Origin of the sequence: Roseinatronobacter sp. (assembly GCF_051859525.1) — a bacterium.
Classification (GTDB): Bacteria; Pseudomonadota; Alphaproteobacteria; order Rhodobacterales; family Rhodobacteraceae; genus Roseinatronobacter.
The window spans coordinates 355,379-373,669 of record NZ_JBHYFM010000001.1 but is presented as its reverse complement, the minus strand read 5'-3'; the positions used below and the strand labels follow the sequence as shown (position 1 = coordinate 373,669).

Annotated in this window: 17 protein-coding genes; 6 read left to right on the top strand and 11 right to left on the bottom strand. The window is 60.0% G+C overall.

Annotated elements, in window-relative coordinates:
* Positions 1–35 precede the first annotated feature (35 nt).
* Together ppk2 and ACTIE1_RS01805 are read right to left on the bottom strand one after the other, a co-directional pair.
* A complete protein-coding gene (gene ppk2, locus ACTIE1_RS01810; protein WP_439560557.1) occupies positions 36–926 on the bottom strand; it encodes a polyphosphate kinase 2 in 891 nt (296 codons plus the stop codon).
* Positions 927–1,241: 315 nt separating this feature from the next.
* The gene (locus tag ACTIE1_RS01805; protein ID WP_439560087.1) at positions 1,242–1,697 is read right to left on the bottom strand and encodes a DMT family transporter; all 456 of its coding nucleotides are present in this window, start codon (positions 1,695–1,697) and stop codon (positions 1,242–1,244) included.
* 116 nt (positions 1,698–1,813) lie between these two features.
* Here ACTIE1_RS01805 and ACTIE1_RS01800 point away from each other — a divergent pair, with 116 nt between their 5' ends.
* The gene (locus ACTIE1_RS01800) at positions 1,814–2,665 is read left to right on the top strand and encodes an SDR family oxidoreductase (RefSeq protein ID WP_439560088.1); all 852 of its coding nucleotides are present in this window, start codon (positions 1,814–1,816) and stop codon (positions 2,663–2,665) included.
* 36 nt (positions 2,666–2,701) lie between these two features.
* The gene (gene truA / locus ACTIE1_RS01795) at positions 2,702–3,472 is read left to right on the top strand and encodes a tRNA pseudouridine(38-40) synthase TruA (RefSeq protein ID WP_439560089.1); all 771 of its coding nucleotides are present in this window, start codon (positions 2,702–2,704) and stop codon (positions 3,470–3,472) included.
* 111 nt (positions 3,473–3,583) lie between these two features.
* Here truA and ACTIE1_RS01790 read toward each other — a convergent pair whose 3' ends face one another.
* The 3 genes from ACTIE1_RS01790 to recA all read right to left on the bottom strand — a co-directional run bounded on the left by ACTIE1_RS01790 (position 3,584) and on the right by recA (position 7,837).
* Positions 3,584–3,877 carry a DUF1330 domain-containing protein gene (locus ACTIE1_RS01790; RefSeq protein ID WP_439560090.1) on the bottom strand — a complete coding sequence of 98 codons (294 nt, stop codon included), beginning with the start codon at positions 3,875–3,877 and terminating at the stop codon, positions 3,584–3,586.
* Entirely contained in the window at positions 3,874–6,534 is a 2,661-nt protein-coding gene (gene alaS / locus ACTIE1_RS01785) for an alanine--tRNA ligase (RefSeq protein WP_439560091.1), read from the bottom strand. The genes ACTIE1_RS01790 and alaS overlap by 4 nt, the downstream gene beginning before the upstream one ends.
* 235 nt (positions 6,535–6,769) lie before the next feature.
* Positions 6,770–7,837 carry a recombinase RecA gene (recA, locus tag ACTIE1_RS01780; RefSeq protein WP_439560092.1) on the bottom strand — a complete coding sequence of 356 codons (1,068 nt, stop codon included), beginning with the start codon at positions 7,835–7,837 and terminating at the stop codon, positions 6,770–6,772.
* A gap of 264 nt (positions 7,838–8,101) precedes the next feature.
* Here recA and ACTIE1_RS01775 point away from each other — a divergent pair, with 264 nt between their 5' ends.
* Entirely contained in the window at positions 8,102–8,308 is a 207-nt protein-coding gene (locus ACTIE1_RS01775) for a hypothetical protein (protein ID WP_439560093.1), read from the top strand.
* A 12-nt stretch (positions 8,309–8,320) separates the two neighbouring features.
* Here ACTIE1_RS01775 and ACTIE1_RS01770 read toward each other — a convergent pair whose 3' ends face one another.
* The gene (locus ACTIE1_RS01770) at positions 8,321–8,884 is read right to left on the bottom strand and encodes a hypothetical protein (protein ID WP_439560094.1); all 564 of its coding nucleotides are present in this window, start codon (positions 8,882–8,884) and stop codon (positions 8,321–8,323) included.
* A gap of 434 nt (positions 8,885–9,318) precedes the next feature.
* Between ACTIE1_RS01770 and ACTIE1_RS01765 the strand changes: the two genes are divergently transcribed.
* The gene (locus ACTIE1_RS01765; RefSeq protein ID WP_439560095.1) at positions 9,319–10,014 is read left to right on the top strand and encodes a DUF502 domain-containing protein; all 696 of its coding nucleotides are present in this window, start codon (positions 9,319–9,321) and stop codon (positions 10,012–10,014) included.
* Positions 10,015–10,223: 209 nt separating this feature from the next.
* Here the strand turns inward: ACTIE1_RS01765 and ACTIE1_RS01760 are convergent, their stop codons facing one another.
* Both ACTIE1_RS01760 and ACTIE1_RS01755 read right to left on the bottom strand, forming a co-directional pair.
* On the bottom strand, positions 10,224–11,258 hold the full coding sequence (locus ACTIE1_RS01760; protein ID WP_439560096.1) for a patatin-like phospholipase family protein: 1,035 nt from the start codon (positions 11,256–11,258) through the stop codon (positions 10,224–10,226).
* Between the two features lie 183 nt (positions 11,259–11,441).
* On the bottom strand, positions 11,442–12,215 hold the full coding sequence (locus tag ACTIE1_RS01755) for a 3-hydroxybutyrate dehydrogenase (protein WP_439560097.1): 774 nt from the start codon (positions 12,213–12,215) through the stop codon (positions 11,442–11,444).
* Positions 12,216–12,619: 404 nt separating this feature from the next.
* Here ACTIE1_RS01755 and ACTIE1_RS01750 point away from each other — a divergent pair, with 404 nt between their 5' ends.
* Complete coding sequence (locus ACTIE1_RS01750; protein WP_439560098.1) at positions 12,620–14,335, top strand: extracellular solute-binding protein; 1,716 nt, start codon at positions 12,620–12,622, stop codon at positions 14,333–14,335.
* A gap of 146 nt (positions 14,336–14,481) precedes the next feature.
* Complete coding sequence (locus ACTIE1_RS01745) at positions 14,482–14,922, top strand: hypothetical protein (protein ID WP_439560099.1); 441 nt, start codon at positions 14,482–14,484, stop codon at positions 14,920–14,922.
* 24 nt (positions 14,923–14,946) lie between these two features.
* Here the strand turns inward: ACTIE1_RS01745 and ACTIE1_RS01740 are convergent, their stop codons facing one another.
* The 3 genes from ACTIE1_RS01740 to ACTIE1_RS01730 all read right to left on the bottom strand — a co-directional run bounded on the left by ACTIE1_RS01740 (position 14,947) and on the right by ACTIE1_RS01730 (position 18,215).
* A complete protein-coding gene (locus ACTIE1_RS01740) occupies positions 14,947–15,843 on the bottom strand; it encodes a LysR family transcriptional regulator (protein ID WP_439560100.1) in 897 nt (298 codons plus the stop codon).
* 66 nt (positions 15,844–15,909) lie between these two features.
* Positions 15,910–16,911 carry a beta-N-acetylhexosaminidase gene (nagZ, locus tag ACTIE1_RS01735; protein ID WP_439560101.1) on the bottom strand — a complete coding sequence of 334 codons (1,002 nt, stop codon included), beginning with the start codon at positions 16,909–16,911 and terminating at the stop codon, positions 15,910–15,912.
* Positions 16,908–18,215: an SPOR domain-containing protein gene (locus ACTIE1_RS01730; protein ID WP_439560102.1), complete on the bottom strand. Its 1,308-nt coding sequence runs from the start codon at positions 18,213–18,215 to the stop codon at positions 16,908–16,910. Before ACTIE1_RS01730 ends, nagZ begins: the two co-directional genes overlap by 4 nt.
* Positions 18,216–18,291 lie beyond the last annotated feature (76 nt).

The following is an 18,291-nucleotide window of genomic DNA, read 5'->3' as shown; positions in this document are numbered from 1 at the left end:
GCCCGCCTTTTGTTTTTCCAACGCTGCCGGCAGGACTATCCGGCGGATGCGCCCATCACATGGCTAAGCTCCGCGCCGGACAAAACCACATGACGCGCCCGACCAACAATCAGCGGGTCCGGTTTTCGCGCGATTTCCGGATCTTTGTCAGGATATTCCAGCGTTGACAGGAAATGCCGCATACATTCCAGCCGCGCGCGTTTCTTGTCCTTGGATTTTATGACTGTCCATGGCGCATCGGCGGTGTCGGTATAAAAGAACATCGCTTCCTTGGCTTGGGTATATTCTTCCCATTTGCCAAGGCTTGCCTTGTCGATCGGTGACAACTTCCACCGCTTCAGGGGATCGGTTTCGCGCGCGGTGAAGCGGCGCAACTGTTCTTCGGGCGTGACCGAGAACCAGAATTTGTGCAACCGGATGCCCGAACGGACCAGCATGCGTTCAAATTCAGGGGCCTGTCGCATGAATTCCAGATATTCGGTGGGGCTGCAAAACCCCATCACGCGTTCAACACCCGCACGATTATACCATGACCGGTCATAGAACACCATTTCCCCCGCCGTGGGCAGGTGTTCGACATAGCGCTGGAAATACCATTGCCCCGCCTCCCGCTCGGACGGTTTGTTCAGGGCGACCACACGCGCGAAACGCGGGTTCAGGTGTTCATTGAAGCGTTTGATGGTGCCGCCCTTGCCCGCCGCATCGCGCCCCTCAAACAGGAAGACGAACCTCTCTCCGGTTTCGATGGCCCATTTCTGAACCTTCAGCAATTCGGCCTGTAGCCGGGCCTTTTGCTGTTCATAGCTTTGGCGGGGCATCTTGTAGCGGTATGGGTAGCGGTCAGATTCAAAGAATGTCCTGATTTCCTCGGTCGTCAGTTCGGCAGGATCGGGCACCCATTTGTAAGTTTTGGGCGCGGTCTTCATTTTCTGCGCACCATCCGCGCCCGGCAAGGGCGCAGTCACATCCTGCCCTGCCTCACCACCCTGCGCATCAGTTTGTGCCGCGACTTCCGCACCCAAGGTGGCTGGCATCTCGGGTCTGGCGGGGTGATCGGCCTGCTGTGGCGCTGATGCGGATGGGGATGGCGCGGCGTCTTTCATGGCGGTCTCCTGAACTGGACTTTTTGCAAAATATCGACGCCAGATAGTGCCACACAGCGCAAAACCTGTCTTTGATACTGATCAAACCAGTGAAAGGTCGCGCCTGCATGTTTGACAGGGCCTGCGCCCCCAAACCCGTCAGGATGGCGGGCGCTGCGCCAGAACGACCCCCACCGCCATCAGTATAATGCCCACCAATCGCGGCAGATCCAGGGGGCGCAACCGCGCCCCGAACAGGCCGAACTGGTCAATCACGCAAATCGCGACAATCTGGCCCAGCAACACAAACATGACCGCGTTCCCGACACCGAAACGCGGCGCGACCCATGAAATCGACAGCAGGTAGAAGGCAATCAAGATGCCCGCAAGAAACAGATGGCGCGGTTGCGCGGGTAGCGCGGTCAATGTGCGCGCCTGCCCCAGCGAAGTGGCCACCAGCATCGCAACAACTGCCGCGATCACAAACATCATCGCGCCCGCCACTGCAGGCGATCCGAGGCGCGCGCCAAGCTGGGCATTCAGCGCGGCAAGAACCGGCACGCCGATTCCCGCCGCCAGCATGATCAACGCGTATTTTGCTGTCTCTGGGGTCATTCATCACACCTGCATAAGTTTTCACCACCCTGCCAGCACACGCGCCGCACCGCCAGTGCGAAAACACCGCGCCGCCCCCTTGCAGTGCCGCGCGCCATGGATCAATACTTGACGATATGACAGGAACACTTCTTTCACTCGGGCATGGATACAGCGCGCAGGCGCTGGAGGCGCTGTTGCTGCCACGCGGCTGGACCATATTCGGCACGACACGCAACCCCGACAAGGCCCGCGCCATGGCTGAACGCAGGGTCACCCCGATACTCTGGCCCGGTGCAGAATTGCCGCTGGAACGGGCGACCCACCTTCTGACATCAGTATCGCCCGGACAGGCAGATCCGGTTCTGGCCGCGCACGGTGACCAGATTTCCCGCGCGCGTCACCTGCGCTGGGTGGGCTACCTGTCCACAGTCGGGGTTTATGGCGACCAGCAAGGGGGCTGGGTTGACGAGGACACCCCACCCAATGCCGCATCCGCCCGCGCACAGGCGCGCATCAAGGCAGAAGCCGCGTGGCAGGACATTTGCGACCGCGCAGGCGTCCGGCTGCATATCTTCCGGCTGGCAGGTATATACGGACCGGGTCGCGGGCCAATCGCAAAACTGCGCGAGGGGCGAGCGCAGCGTGTGGTGAAACCCGGACAGTATTTCTCGCGCATCCATCAGGCGGATATCGGACAGGCGCTGGACCTTGCGATACGCTCGGACATTGGCAGTCGCATTTACAATCTGTGCGATGACATGCCAGCCCCCCCGCAAGATGTCCTTGCCTGCGCCGCGCGCCTTGCCGGGCTGCCCGTGCCGCCGGAAGTCCCGTTCGAGGATGCGGATCTGTCGCCAATGGCGCGCAGTTTTTATGCCGACAGCAAACGGGTTCGCAATGACCGCATAAAGCGCGAACTGGGGCTGGACCTGCACTATCCCGATTATGAAAGCGGGCTGCGCAACATTCTGGCCGAAGAAGGCTGATTGCCAAAACCATGCGCCCGCGCTAATTGCCCATCCATGCCACGCTATGCCCTGAAAATAGAATATGATGGACGGCCCTTTTGCGGCTGGCAACGTCAGGCGGACCACCCGTCCGTACAAGGCGCGATTGAAGCCGCGCTTGCCAAGCTGGAACGGGGACTGCCCGCGATTGGCGCAGCAGGGCGCACGGATACGGGCGTGCATGCCACCGGACAGGTGGCGCATTGCGACATGAGCCGCGACTGGCCGCCCTTTCGACTGATGGAGGCGCTGAACCACCACCTGCGCCCTGCGCCCGTGGCGATACTGGCCTGCGCAAAGGTGGATGAGGGGTTTCACGCGCGCTTTTCCGCGACCGAGCGGCGCTACCTGTTCCGCCTGCTGGCCCGCCGCGCGCCCCCGACATTCGAGGCGGGCCGCATCTGGCACATCCGGCACGCGCTGGCACTGGCGCCCATGCAAGACGCTGCACGGCATTTGCTGGGGCAGCATGATTTCACCACATTCCGCGCAAGCCAATGTCAGGCGGCGTCCCCCGTCAAGACGCTGGATGAACTGGATATTACCTGTGTGGATGTGCCCGAAGGACAGGAATTTCGCTTCACGTTGCGGGCGCGGTCATTTCTGCACAATCAGGTGCGCAGCATTGTCGGAACCCTTGAACGGGTCGGCGCTGGCGCATGGACCCCGCAAGATGTGAAAACAGCGCTTGATGCGTGCGACCGCGCCGCCTGCGGACCCGTAAGCCCGCCGGACGGGCTATACCTGACCGGCGTGGAATACCCGAACGATCCGTTTTCCGCGTAATCTGCATTTAGAGCATGTCGCGTTCATTCGCGTTCACGCGACATGCTCTAATTTATTGGTTTTGCATGTTCGAGAAGCTCAAAACCGGTTCCCAACTTTGCGCAACATGCACTAGGCCGGGCTGACCTCCTCGACGATCACCAGATCACGCTCGGCCGCGCCCTTGGCAAACTCCAGCGCTTCCTGATAGGCGGGTGAGTTATAGCAGGCCACCGCATCCTCCACTGACGGGAAACGCGCGACGACATTGCGCGCCCGATCGCGCCCTTCCAGCTGGACATAGCGGCCAGCCCGCGCGATGAACACGCCGCCATGCGCAGCAATCGCGCCGGTTGCCCGTTTGGCATATTCCCCATAGGCGTCGGGGTCTGTCACCTCGACATGTGCGATCCAAAGCGCGCTCATGCTTTCTCCTTCTCGATCAGGGCCAAGGCCGCAGCAAGCGCGCCATCGGCGTTTGAAATATCGGCACCGCCGCCCTGCGCCATATCGGGGCGGCCACCACCGCCCTTGCCGCCAAGGCCCGCCACAACTTCGCGCAGCAAATCAACCGCAGAAAACCGGCCGGTCAGATCGGGTGTCACGCCTGCCGCCACCGCAGGCTTGGCGCCTGTATCGGCGATCAGGATAACAACCCCCGACCCGAGTTTCTCCTTCATCGCGTCAATCAGCGGGGGCAAGTCCTTGCCGGACACGCCTTCCATCACCTTGGCAATCACCTTGATGCCCGCAACCTCTTGCAGGTCATCCCCGCCAGTGCCGCTGCCGCCCATAGCCAGTTCGCGCTTCAATTGTGCGATTTCATTTTGCAGCGCGCGGCGTTCGTCCATAAGGGCGCGGACGCGGTCGCCCACATCCTGCACGGGCGCTTTCAGCAAACCCGCCACATCCGAAAGGCGGGTGTCCTGTGTGCGCAAATACGCAAGCGCGGCCTGCCCTGTCAGCCCCTCGACCCGACGCACCCCGGCCGAGGATGCCCCCTCGCCCAGCAGGACAAACGCGCCGATATCGCCGGTGCGCGCGACATGGGTGCCCCCGCAGAGTTCCAGCGAATAGGTGTTGCCGTCCTGCCCCTTGCCCGACCCTGCCAAGGTGCCCATCGACACAACGCGTACCTCATCACCGTATTTTTCCCCGAACAGCGCCTGCGCGCCAAGCGCGCGGGCGTCATCGGGTGTCATCAGGCGCGTCTCGACTGGGGTGTTCTGGCGAATGAAGGCGTTCACCTCTGCCTCTATCTGCGCAAGCTGCTCTGCCCCGATCGCGGCCCCGTGGCTGAAATCGAAACGCAACCGCTCTGCCGCATTTAGCGACCCCTTTTGCGCGACATGCTCGCCCAAGGCGCGGCGCAGCGCCTCATGCAGCAAATGCGTGGCGGAATGATTGGCGCGAATGGCGCTGCGGCGGGTATGCGCCACCTCCAGCTTGACGGGCTGTCCGGTCTTGATCTCGCCCTCGGTCACTTTGGCGAAATGAATGATAAGGCCGGCCGTTTTGCGGGTATCCGTCACTTCTGCCATGCCCGTCGGGGACCGGATAAAACCCGTATCGCCCACCTGCCCGCCGGATTCCGCATAGAACGGGGTCTGGTTGGTGATGATCTGGACATCTGCACCGGCAGATTTGACCTCTGCCCCGTCAACAACAAGCGCCATGAGCTGCGCCTCAGCGGTTTCCATGTCATAGCCCAGAAATTCGCTGGCCCCCAGACGGTCCGCAAGGTCGAACCAGATCGTGGCGTCAGCCGCATCGCCGGAACCGGACCAACTGGCACGCGCGCGCGCCTTCTGTTCGGCCATCGCGGCGTCAAACCCCGCCACATCGACCGCACGACCGCGTTCCCGCAAGGCGTCCTGCGTCAGGTCAAGCGGAAACCCGAATGTATCATATAGTTTGAACGCCGCAGCGCCCGGCAATGTTGCCCCTTCGGCCAGCCCCTCCAGTTCTGTATCAAGCAGCTTCAGGCCGCGATCAAGTGTCTGGCGGAAACGGGTTTCTTCGGCACGCAGGGTTTCGGTGATCAGGGCCTGTGCGTCGCGCAGTTCGGTGTAATGGCTTCCCATCGCGCCAACCAGCGCAGGAACAAGCCGGTGCATGACCGGGTCCTGCGCGCCCAGCATATGCGCATGGCGCATCGCGCGGCGCATGATGCGGCGCAGCACATAGCCGCGCCCGTCATTGCTGGGCATCACCCCGTCCGCGATCAGGAAGGAGACGGCGCGCAGATGGTCGGCAATAACACGGTGATGCGTTTTGCCCGGCCCATCCGGATCAGAGCTTGTCGCATGGCAGGAGGCCTCGATCAGGCCGCGCATCAGATCCGTATCATAATTGTCATGCTTGCCTTGCAGCAGCGCCCCGATACGTTCCAACCCCATGCCGGTATCGATGGACTGGCGCGGCAGTTCGGTCAGGCGGCCATCCTCGTGCTGTTCATTCTGCATGAACACAAGGTTCCAGATCTCGATGAAACGGTCGCCATCTTCCTCTGGGCTGCCGGGGGGGCCGCCCCAAATACCCTGCCCGTGGTCAAAGAAAATCTCGGTACAGGGACCACAGGGACCGGTCGGCCCCATGCGCCAGAAATTGTCATCGGTGGGAATGCGGATAATGCGGTCATCGGGCAGACCGGCCACTTTCTTCCAGATTTCTGCCGCTTCGTCATCGGTGTGATAGACAGTGACCAGCAGCCGGTCTTTGGGGATATCGAAATCCTTGGTCAGCAATTCCCACGCAAAGGGGATCGCATCGGTTTTGAAATAATCCCCGAAGCTGAAATTCCCCAGCATCTCGAAGAATGTGTGGTGGCGCGCGGTGTAGCCCACATTGTCCAGATCATTATGCTTGCCACCGGCGCGCACACATTTTTGCGATGTGGTGGCGCGGTTGTAATCGCGGTGTTCCAGTCCGGTGAAAACATTCTTGAACTGGACCATGCCGGAATTGGTAAACATCAGCGTCGGGTCATTGCGCGGCACCAAGGGCGAGCTGTCGACCACGGCGTGACCGTTTCGGGCGAAGTAATCAAGGAAAGTCGTGCGTATGTCGTTCAGGCTAGGCATTTTTCACTCCGGCGCGAAAGCGGGACGGGACAAGTTCCAGTTCCGTTTAGCCGCGCAGACAAGGCCTGTCCACACCTGAGCGGAGAACAGCTATCCCCTGCGCCCTGCAACATACCGCAAATATACGGATCAACGCCGGTTTTCATGTCAGAACAAATTGATAGACCCGCAACGATACCGCGCGGGTCACGCATTTTCGGGCACCGGCCACTGCGTCGATGCCCGAATATATGGTTCAATCCTCGGTCAGGGATGTGTCGCCATCAGCCATGGGGAAATCAAGCCCGTGGGCCGCGCGGATCTTGTCTTCAATCTCCATGGCGCGCTGGGGATTTTCCTTAAGGAAGGTTTTTGCATTCTCGCGCCCCTGCCCGATACGCTCATCCCCGTAGGAATACCATGCGCCCGATTTCTCGACCACGCCCGCCTTCACGCCCAGATCAAGCAATTCACCTGTCTTGGAAATCCCTTCCCCATACATGATGTCGAATTCCACCTGCTTGAAAGGCGGCGCCACCTTGTTCTTGACCACCTTGACGCGGGTCTGGTTGCCCACCACTTCGTCACGGTCCTTGATCGCGCCGATGCGGCGAATGTCCAGACGCACAGAGGCGTAGAATTTCAGTGCATTCCCGCCTGTCGTGGTTTCGGGGCTGCCGAACATGACGCCAATTTTCATGCGAATCTGGTTGATGAAAATAACCATACAATTCGAGCGTGAAATCGACCCTGTCAATTTACGCATGGCCTGACTCATCAGTCGCGCATGCACGCCGACATTCGAATCGCCCATATCGCCTTCAAGTTCGGATTTCGGCGTCAATGCGGCAACCGAATCGACAACCACCATCGACACCGCCCCCGACCGCACCAGTGTATCAACGATTTCAAGCGCCTGTTCACCAGTATCGGGCTGCGAGATCAGCAATTCATCCAGATTGACGCCCAGTTTGCGCGCATATTGCGGGTCCAGCGCATGTTCGGCGTCAACAAAGGCGCAAATGCCGCCTTTTTTCTGTTCTTCGGCCACGGCATGCAGCGTCAGCGTGGTTTTCCCCGAACTTTCAGGGCCGTAAATTTCAATAATGCGCCCTTTGGGCAGACCCCCAATCCCAAGCGCGATATCCAGACCCAGCGATCCGGTGGAGGTGGCTTCGATTTCGGTTACAGGACTGTTCGCCCCCAACCGCATAATCGACCCCTTGCCAAATTGCCGTTCAATCTGGGCAAGCGCTGAATCGAGCGCTTTTGTCTTTTCTGCCGTCCGCTTGTCAGTCATTGTCAGCAAATCCGCTACAGCCATTGTTTCGCCCCTTATTCCACAGCGCGCCGCGCACGGCAATCGCAGGTTTGTTCCTTTAATGTTCTTAACCTATATTTTAGCACAAAGCGAGAACTTTTCTGGTTTCCCGTATTCGATTTCTATTGGAAACTGGTTAACAATCCGTTGATTTTCTTGCGTTGCGCTTGGCGCAAGGCGGGTTTGCCCTGCCTGCACTGGTAAAGTCAGACGTTCTGACCTAATTCTTGTGCAAGGGGGGAAACACTTACCAAAAGGGTTTCCGAAATGGCAGATATTACGACGAACACAACAATAAACCGTGGTGAATTCGGCAAGCGGCTTCTGGCCTTTGTCACACATCTGGCCGAGATGTCACCAACCTATCAAAAGATCAGCTATTACAACAGTAAATCAGACGCGGAACTGGCTGAAATGGGGTTAACCCGCAAGGATATCCCTGCAAAAGTGATTGGCCCGCGCATGTATCTGTGACGTGTCGCGCCATCAAGCACCTGGCACACCGGCCCGCGCCATCATGGCCTGTGTCTGCACATGATCGCCATGCAACAGATTGAAGGCACCATGGGGCAGACCAGCTGTTTGCGCAATGCAGGCCAAATGGGTCGCAAATAGCGCGTCCTGTGGCTGCGGACAGTAAACAACGCCATGGGCAATCGCCTTGCCCAGCGCCTGGCCAAATCTGGCCGGACCCTGCCTCACCGGCACCAGCAGGCAGGATGGCTGACCGGCCATGGCGGTCTGTCGGGCGACATTCACGGACAAGTCCCGGATGTGGTCGCCAGTGAATGCACCGCCTTGCAATGACAGCGCCTGTGCCAGTTCATCAGCGGCCTGTTGTATCAAGGTCGAAAACCGCGCAATCGCAGCCGCGTCCGCGCCACACATTTGCTTGCACACCCGCGCCACATCCTGCGCTTCGGTGGCAATCACCTGCCCCGCCAACCGCCCGTCCTGCAAAACAACAGGAAGCGCACGTGTCCCATATGGCACGCGCCACACACCCGCGATGAAATGGGTGAAAAGCCGCTCTGAAAAATCATCGAACATGCGGAACTGCTTAGCAGACCGGAACACGCGCCGCCAGTTCGTGCATTGCGCGCTGCCACCAGAATGTCGCGCCCCGCCTTCTTCTGGCGCAGGTGCCGCGTTCCAAACCCGCCAGCAAATACGGCTTGCCCCGACCGTCAAGCTGCTAGGGCATGTCGCGTTCATTCGCATTCACGCGACATGCTCTAACTCGTTGGTTTTGCATGTTCGAGAACCTCAAAACCGGTTCCCAATTTTTAGCAGCATGCACGGGAATCCGGCAAAGCGCCTTGCATAGCCGCCACGGCTGGCACATCTATGCAAGGGTGGCGGCGGGGACACAGGTCGCAGCCATTGCGCGGGCACCCAAGCTGTGATGAATAGATATGCATGTCAAACCCACGAATGCAGGTTATGTCCGCTTTTGTGAGCATGCTTTGGAATGGAAGTGACGGATGAGCCAAGACCCAACCAAACGCGGGCTGATCGCGTCAATTCGCGGCAATTTCATTGCGGGGCTTGCGGTTATTGCGCCAGGTGTGCTGACACTCTGGCTGGTGTGGAATGTCATCACATGGATTGACGGGTTGGTCCTGCCCCTGATCCCGCGCGGTTTTCACCCGCAAGCGATGGTCGGGCTGGATGTGCCCGGTGTGGGCGTGATTGTGTTTGTGATCTTCACGCTGGTGATGGGGTATTTCACCAAAGGGTTGATCGGGCGCACATTGGTTGGCTGGGGCGAACGCATTGTCGAGGCGATGCCGATTATCCGGTCCATCTATAACGCTGTCAAACAGATCGCCGACACGATTCTGGCGCGCACCGCCCCCACATTCGACCGCGCCTGTCTGGTCCAATACCCCCGCCCTGGAATATGGGCGATGGCCTTCATTTCGACCACCACACGCGGGGAAATCGGGGACCACCTGTCCGGCAAGGGTGACATGGTGTCCATTTTCCTGCCGACCACGCCCAACCCGACATCCGGATTTCTGCTGTTTGTCCCGCGCGAGGATGTGATCGAACTGGACATGTCCATTGAAGACGCGGCCAAACTGGTGATTTCAGCGGGGCTGGTCTATCCTGACACACGCAAGGGCAAGGCACGCAACATGGGCGGGACACAAGGCGCCAGCATTCCCAAGCTGTGATCGGGCAAGAGCATTTCATCAGGCATCATCGGGGCACTGGTTCGAAGGGGGCCTTCATCCTCGCATGAAGTCCGCGCCATCGGGGGGCGTCCCGCGCGTTGGCGCACTCCCTGCATCCCCTTGACACCAGGGTCCGCAGCACCCCCTGCCGGATATACAGCCCACAAGCCCTGCCCGCGCCCGCAGCCTGTCATGCAGCAAAACCGCGTTCAGGTGAACATCATGTCCAGATCAAGTGTCGCACGCGTATTCAGATCCTGCTTATGCTGTTCCAGAAAACGCTGGCAGGACGCGCGCCCCGCCTCTTTCAGCGAATGCAGCAAATATGGCGTGGGTGTCACCTTGCTGGTTACTGACAGCGTATTCATCAGGTCATCATCGGCAACCATGTGCAACAGCACATCCTTCATCTTGCCGCGCTCCATCCGCCCTTCGGAAATCAGCCGCTTCACAAACCCTATGGCGCGCAATTCCCGCAGAAGCGAGGAATTGAAGCTGATCTCATTGATCCGGTTCTGGATATCCTGCGGCGTGCGCGGCACCGCATCGCGCACCAGCGGGTTGATATTCACAACCAGAATATCGTCAGGCAAATGCGGCTCGAATAGCGGGAAAAGCGCGGGATTGCCGGTATAGCCCCCGTCCCAGAATGCCTCTTTCTGGCCTGTTTTCGGGTCCACAAACTCCACAGCCTGAAACAGGGTCGGCAAACAGGCCGAGGCAAGGATCACATCGCAGCACAGTTCCTCCCCCGAAAACACCCTGATCTTGCCGCTGCGCACATTGGTTGCCGCAATATACAGCTCTGGCCCGTCCTTGCTGCACACCTGATCAAACCGCAGGGACCGCACGACAGGTTCCAACGGGTTCCGATACAGCGCGCCATACTGATACGGGCTGGTCACCAGCGCGGCCATATCCATGGGGGACACAGGCATAAGCTGTTCCATCCATGAATTGATCACGCCAATCGGCGGCAATGCCTGCGCGATCCAGCCCGTCAGGCGCAAATCATGCACCGCGCCCACCTGATGCCAGATCTGGTCCAGAAGCGCGCGCGCCCCCGCACGCCCGCCCGCAGCCATGCCTGCCTTCAGGGCCGCCGCATTCAGCGCGCCTGCCGATGTTCCCGATATCGCTGCAATTTCGATACTGTCATCTTGCAACAAACGGTCAAGGACGCCCCATGTAAACGCCCCATGCGCGCCCCCGCCCTGCAATGCCAGATTGATGCGCTTTTGCATAATGCCCCCTTTTCAACGTCATAAGCTGCCGTCATGTGCCGAAATGACAACAGGACAGGCGCGACACTCCTCACCACATCCTTGCAAAACCCGCGCGGCGGCCTAATGTTCGCCGGACACACGAAACCCTGCTTTCATCTTGCTGAAAATACTCAATCCAGCGCCCTGATACCGCGTGCGCGCTCAAAGGGCGGTCCAGCCCCCGTCAACCGAAATCGTGGTGCCGGTAATCTGTGCCGCGGCATCCGAACACAAGAACACTGTCGTGCCCCCGATCTGTTCGACAGTGGCAAATTCACCCGATGGCTGGCGCGACAGCATGATTTCCTTGATCACGGTTTCGCGGTCCATATTGTGGGTTTTCATCTGGTCGGGGATCTGCTTTTCGACGATTGGCGTCAGCACATAGCCCGGACATATGGCATTGCAGGTCACCCCCTTGCCCGCAGCTTCCAGCGCAGTGGTCTTGCTTAGGCCGACAACCCCGTGTTTGGCAGCAATATAGGCCGATTTGTAGGGGCTGGCCGTCAAGCCGTGTGCAGATGCAATATTGACCACACGCCCCCAGCCGCGCGCATACATACCGGGCAGTGCGGCCGCGCTTGTGTGAAATGCGGATGACAGGTTGATCGCAATGATCGCATCCCATTTTTCCGCCGGAAATTCCTCAATGCGCGCGACGTGCTGAATACCTGCGTTATTGACCAGAATATCGCAGCCGCCTGCCTTTTCGATCAGGGCGCGGCATTGATCCGCATCGGACATGTCTGCCTGAATATAGGTGACTTTGGCCCCTGTTTCCTTCGCCATATCCGCCGCGATCTGGTGATCCTCGGCAGTGTCGGAAAATGAATTTATCACAACCTCGGCGCCGGCGCGGGCCAGTTCGCGCGCAACCCCAAGACCAATTCCCGAATTCGATCCGGTAACAATCGCGCGTTTTCCTGCAAGCTGCATGTTCAACCCTCTTACATATTTCTCTGCTTTGCAGCATAGACGCAAAATATGAAAAGCCAACGGGCAGCCGGTGCACCATTTCCAGACCGTTTCCAGAAGGACCGCTGCGCAAAAAAAACGCCCGCACAAGGCGGGCGTCAGTAATTGAGGCAGGTTTCATACAGGCAAGAAACCTATCGAGCAGTAACCCATATATAGACCTTGTGACCGCGCGTTCCAAGCTAAAAGTTTGAAAACTCTATCATCGGACTGTAGCGTATGGGGAAACTATGCCCCGAACCCATCCCGCCGGAGTCACCTGAATGTTATCAGAAATCTATCGAAATACGACCACATCCGCGCTTTTGGCCCTTGTATGTTTGGTTGCTTCGCCTGCATTCGGACAGGCCAGCCATGGCATAGCTATGTATGGTGACCCCGCCCTACCACCAGATTTTGAGCATCTGCCCCATGTGAACCCCGATGCGCCCAAAGGCGGGCGGATTGTTCAGGGGGAAGTCGGCGGTTTCGATTCGCTGAACCCGCATATCCTGAAAGGGCGCAGCCCGTGGCAGTTGCAATATCTGGCATATGAAAGCCTTATGGGCCGGAGTTGGGACGAGCCCTTCACACTTTACGGACTTCTGGCCGAATCGGTTGAAACCGATGACGACCGTTCCTGGGTCGAATTCACCTTGCGCCCGGAAGCGGCGTTTTCCGATGGCAGCCCCGTCACGGTAGAGGATGTGCTGTGGTCCTATGAAACGCTGGGCACGCTGGGCCACCCCCGCTATCACGGAACATGGGCGCGGGTGGAACGTGCCGAAATCACTGGCGCGCGGTCCATCCGCTTTACCTTCACCGAACCGGACCGCGAATTGCCGCTGATCATGGGCATGCGTCCGATCCTGCAAAAGGCACAATGGGACGGGCTGGATTTCGCCGAATCCGGCACATCGGTCATTCCCATCACCACGGCCCCCTATGTTATCGACCGGTTCGAGGCGGGGCGCTATGTCTACCTGAAGCGCAACCCCGACTATTGGGGCAATGATTTGCCCTTCATGCGCGGACAGGCCAATCTTGATGAAATCCGCATGGAGTTTTTTGGCGATGGCACCGCCATGTTCGAGGCTTTCACCTCTGGTATGCTGAACACCATGCGCGAAACCAATGCTGCATCGTGGAACACGCGCTATGATTTCCCTGCCGTCCAGTCGGGCGAGGTGGTGAAATCGGAAATCCCGCACGCGCGCCCCTCGGGGATTGCGGGGTTTGTGATGAACAGCCGCAATCCGCTGTTTTCCGATTGGCGCGTGCGCGAAGCGATGATTCACGCGTTTAATTTCGAGTATATAAATCAGGTCATCAACGGGTCCGAAGATCCGCGAATCACATCCTATTTCTCGAATTCGGTTCTGGGCATGCATGATGGTCCGGCCGAAGGCCGCGTGGCAGAGTTTCTGGCCCCCTTTGAAGCCGATCTGCTGCCCGGCACCATGGAAGGGTATGTCTTGCCGGTATCGGATGGCAGTGTCACAAACCGCGCCAATATGCGTGCGGCCACACGCCTGCTGGCCGATGCGGGCTGGCAAGCAGACGATGCGGGCGTGTTGCGCAATGCCAGTGGCGACCCGTTCCGTTTCACCATTCTGCTGCGCCAAGGCTCCAGCGAGGTTCTGGCAATATCCGAAATCTATTCCGAAGCGCTGTCGCGTCTGGGTATGAATGTCAGCGTCACCCAGATTGATTCCGCACAATACACCGAACGCACCAACGGCTTCGATTTCGACATGACCTATTATATTCGCGGCCTGTCACTCTCTCCGGGGACGGAACAGCGGTTGTATTGGGGGTCGGACGCGGCGAATGCAGAAGGGTCGCGCAACTGGATGGGCGTGCAAAGCCCCGCCATTGACGCCCTGATCGAACGCCTGCTGACATCATCAGACGAAGATGATTTCATCGCCAGCGCCCGCGCATTGGACCGTGTTCTGACGGCAGGGCGCCATGTCGTGCCCTTCTGGTTCAATGACCGCGCACGCATCGCGCACGCACGGGAATTGCGTTTCCCCGAACAGCTGCCGATCTATGGCGACTGGATCGGCTTTCAGCCTGATGTGTGGTGGTGGCAGGACTAGAAAGAACCACATGATATCCGGCGCATACCCCGCATCGGGGCACGGACAATGTCGCATGCGTCATATCGTCATGTATGAATTCAACAATATATCTGCAAGCCTTAAGGGTGTTCCAAACACCCAGACAATTCCGAAAGGCATTCCATATGACGATGATCCGCAATACCCTTCTTGGGGCCACCCTGTGCAGCGCCCTTGCTACAACCGCTTTTGCCGATGACGCCAGCAAACTGGTCACTGTTGTCACATCCGACAACGCACAAACCCAACTGATGGCCATGGTGCTGACCACTCAAGCGGTGGCGCAAGGCGCGCAGGCGCATATTCTGCTATGTGGTCCGGGTGGCGATCTGGCCCTGATCGACGCCCCCGAAAGCGCGACATCAGGGCAGCCCCCGCGCGATGCAAGCCCGCAGGGCATGCTGCAAAGCCTGATGGAAAACGGTACCACAGTCGAGGTATGCGCCATCTATTTGCCGGGGCTGGGTGCGGATGACACTGTCCTTCTGGACGGGGTGGGCGTCGCGCAGCCCCCGGCCATGGCGGGTGCCATGATGGACATGACCGCGCGCGTCTGGTCGTTCTGACGCCGTTTCGGAAAACGCCCGAACCTAACCCGCAGGGAATGTGGCGGCGGGCATCATGCCTGCCGCCAGAACCTGCTTTATTGCAGCAGTTGCCGCCTGCACCTTCGCGCTGCGGTGCAGGTCCACATGCGTCACCAGCCAGATCGGTGCGGCCCATTCTGGTTGCGGTTCCACCACTTGCACCAGATCCTTCGGGGCAAGCGCCGGTGTCAGAAAACCCAGCCCCATCCCGCTGGTGGTTGCATCCGCGCGCACTGTGGTGCTGTTGCTGCGCAATGCGACCTTATACCCTGCCTGCCGCAGCCATATGTCGAAGGGCGCACGCACATTGACGGCATCGGCGGCAATGAACATATGCCCGCCCAGATCATCCAGCCCTGCGGGGGTGCCGTGCCGGTCCAGATAGCTTTTGGCACCATACAGCCCGAACGGCAGTTCCCCCAGCGACTGCACCACATTATCAGGTTCCTGCGGGCGCGCGCCTGCACGAATGGCAAGATGCGCCTCGCCATATTCAAGTTGTAGAACGCGCTCTTCCGTGCGCAGGCACGGGTTCAGGGCCGGATGCTCCGCCATCAATGCCTGAAGGGCAGGCAACAGCAACCGGCACAGTTCCGGCACCGTGGTGATGACCAGATCCCCGCCGATCCCGTCTTGCAAGCCGTGCAATCGTGCCGCCAGCGCGTCGAAATTCTGTTCGGCCCCGCCCGCCACTTCTGCAAGGGCCTGTCCGGCCTCGGTCGGGGAATACCCCTTGGCATGGCGCTGAAACAGCTTCACGCCAAGGCGGTCTTCCAGGGCATCGATATGCCGGATCACCGTTGCATGATGCACGCGCAATGCATTGGCCGCGCCACTTACGGTGCCTGCGCGCGCGACATGCAATGCCGTGCGCAATTCATCCCATGGGGCAAGGCTCATGCCAGATAACTCCGTCCAAGTTGTAAGTCCACGATGGGCCTTCGGCCAATCCGGTGTCAAGGCGTGTTACACCACGCCAACCAGCCTGTCATATTCGACCTGCAAGGCGTGCGGGTCCGCGCTGTCGGGATCATGGCGCAACGACAGGGCGTGTTCCGCGCGCGACACCGCCGCAGGTGTCATCACCGGACAGGCAGCGGCCAGATGCTGCATTTCGGTCAGGTTGCCATTGCAATGCAGCACAATATCGCACCCTGCCCCCAAGGCCGCGCCCGCGCGCTCAGCGACCGTGCCGCGCAGCGCCTGCATCGAGATGTCATCACTCATCAACAGGCCGGAAAACCCGATATCACGCCGGATCAGGTCAATCATACGCGGCGATATGGTCGCCGGTGCGGCAGGGTCAATGTCGGAATAGACCAGATGCGCACTCATCCCCATGGGTAGATCTGCCAAGGCGCGAAAGGCCGCGAAATCCGTATTTTCCAGTGTCTGGCGAGGCGTATCGACAACGGGCAGGTCCAGATGGCTGTCCAGATCCGCGCGGCCATGACCGGGAATGTGTTTCAACACTGGCAAAACACCCCCCGCCAGCAGCCCGTCCACCATTGCCCGCGCGCAGGCGACAACTGTGGCCGCATCCGGCCCGTAGCACCGGTTGCGCAACACGGCATGCGTCTGTGCATAGGCGATGTCGGCCAGCGGTGCGCAATTCACATCAATGCCGACAGCGCGCAATTCCGCTGCAATCAGGCGACCGCGCAGATACATCGCGCGCGCGGGGTCCGCACTGCGCAGTGTCTGGTCAAGCGCGGGCATCCACTCTCGCCAGTGGGGGGGGCGCATACGCTGCACGCGCCCGCCTTCCTGATCGATCAGAATAGGGGTGTCGCGCCCCAAAACATCGCGCCAGTCAGCGCATAACGCGGCCAGTTGGGCGGGCGTTTCAATATTGCGGGCAAACAATATTGCCCCCCAAGGGCGGGCATCGGCAAGGAATTGTCGTTCCTGCGGACCAAGGCGCAATCCTTCGCAGCCGAAAATGACGGCGCGGGGCGGCTGGCTCATCGCACCAGAACCGGAATGCAATCTATGTTCTGCGCCACAAGTGCCGAACAAAAGCGCCGTGCATCGCGTTCATCGTCAAACCCGTGTGCGCGCAGGCGGTAGAACACGGACCCGCCGCTATGGGCGGCCTCGATGACGCGGCCACGGTCATCCAGCAACGGCGAGAAGCGGCGCGACAACTGGTCCCATGCGGCACGCGCTGCCGCAGCGTCATCATAGGCCCCAAGTTGCACCAGACGCGTCCCCGGCCCGATGCTGGCAGGATCGACATCCCCGCCACGGGTCGAGGACAGACCCGCGGCAACGGAACTGGCCACTGACGCGGCAATCGCGTCAGCATCGGAACTGGACGACACGGACGCAGCAACAGCTTGCGCGGGCGGCGCGGCGCGAGCAACCTGAACACCCTGCCCGCGCGCCGGTGGCCGCGGCGAGCGTGTTACAGCAAACCTGTTCGGTGTCACGAAGCCCAAAGGCGGGCCACTGAATTCCGGCGTATCGGTTTGCAGCGAAACCGCGACCGCGTCCGACCCGTCAGTGTAATCGGAGCCGGGTGGCAAAATCTGGTCGGCATGACGGGGCTGCATATCCGTTGCGCCCAGTCCGGTCGGCGGGGGCGCAAGCATTATGGCCCCGCTTCCGTCATCTTCTGATGCGCCCGCCAGTTCATTGATCGCAAGCCCCTGAAACGCGGCCTGACGCCCGCCGGGATCTTCCGGCGCAACGCGCGACGGCCCTTCAAGGGCACGCACCACCGGCACGCCCGACACATCACGCTGCATCATCTGCCATGTCCACACACCGGCGGCCACAACCAGCGCCAGCGACAGCACAGCCCCGAACGCATGCATAATTGCATTGGGCCGCATTGTTAGCGGCGGTGGTGTCCCACCTGCGGACATATACGCGGGCGGCGGCATCGCGGCACTGCCGCGCGATGCGCCGGCAGTGTGTGCACCGGACACAGGCCCATAGCCATGCGCGTCATATCCGTAATGCGGTTGCGGATTGAATGCAGGTTCAGGCGCATAATGACCATGATGGCCCGCATATCCGCGCCCCGCACCATAGGCGGGGTCATGCATTGGCGCATACCCGGCAGCGGGGGGCGGCGCAGACTGCTGCGCGAGGTGTGGAACATGACGCGCAGACGGATAGGGGGTATGCGGGAGGTCTTGCGCATAGGCCGCGCCATCATCATACCCGTGGCGGGGGTGCCCGCCATGATGCATATCGCCAGTCCTGCCCGTCACCGGCACATGGCCGTGGGCATTATCTGCGGGGAAATACCTGCTCTCACCCATTACTGCCTCTCTCACATGCGAGGCACAGATGGACTGCGCCCGCACATATGTTTTTCGACGTCTGGCAAGATGCCTG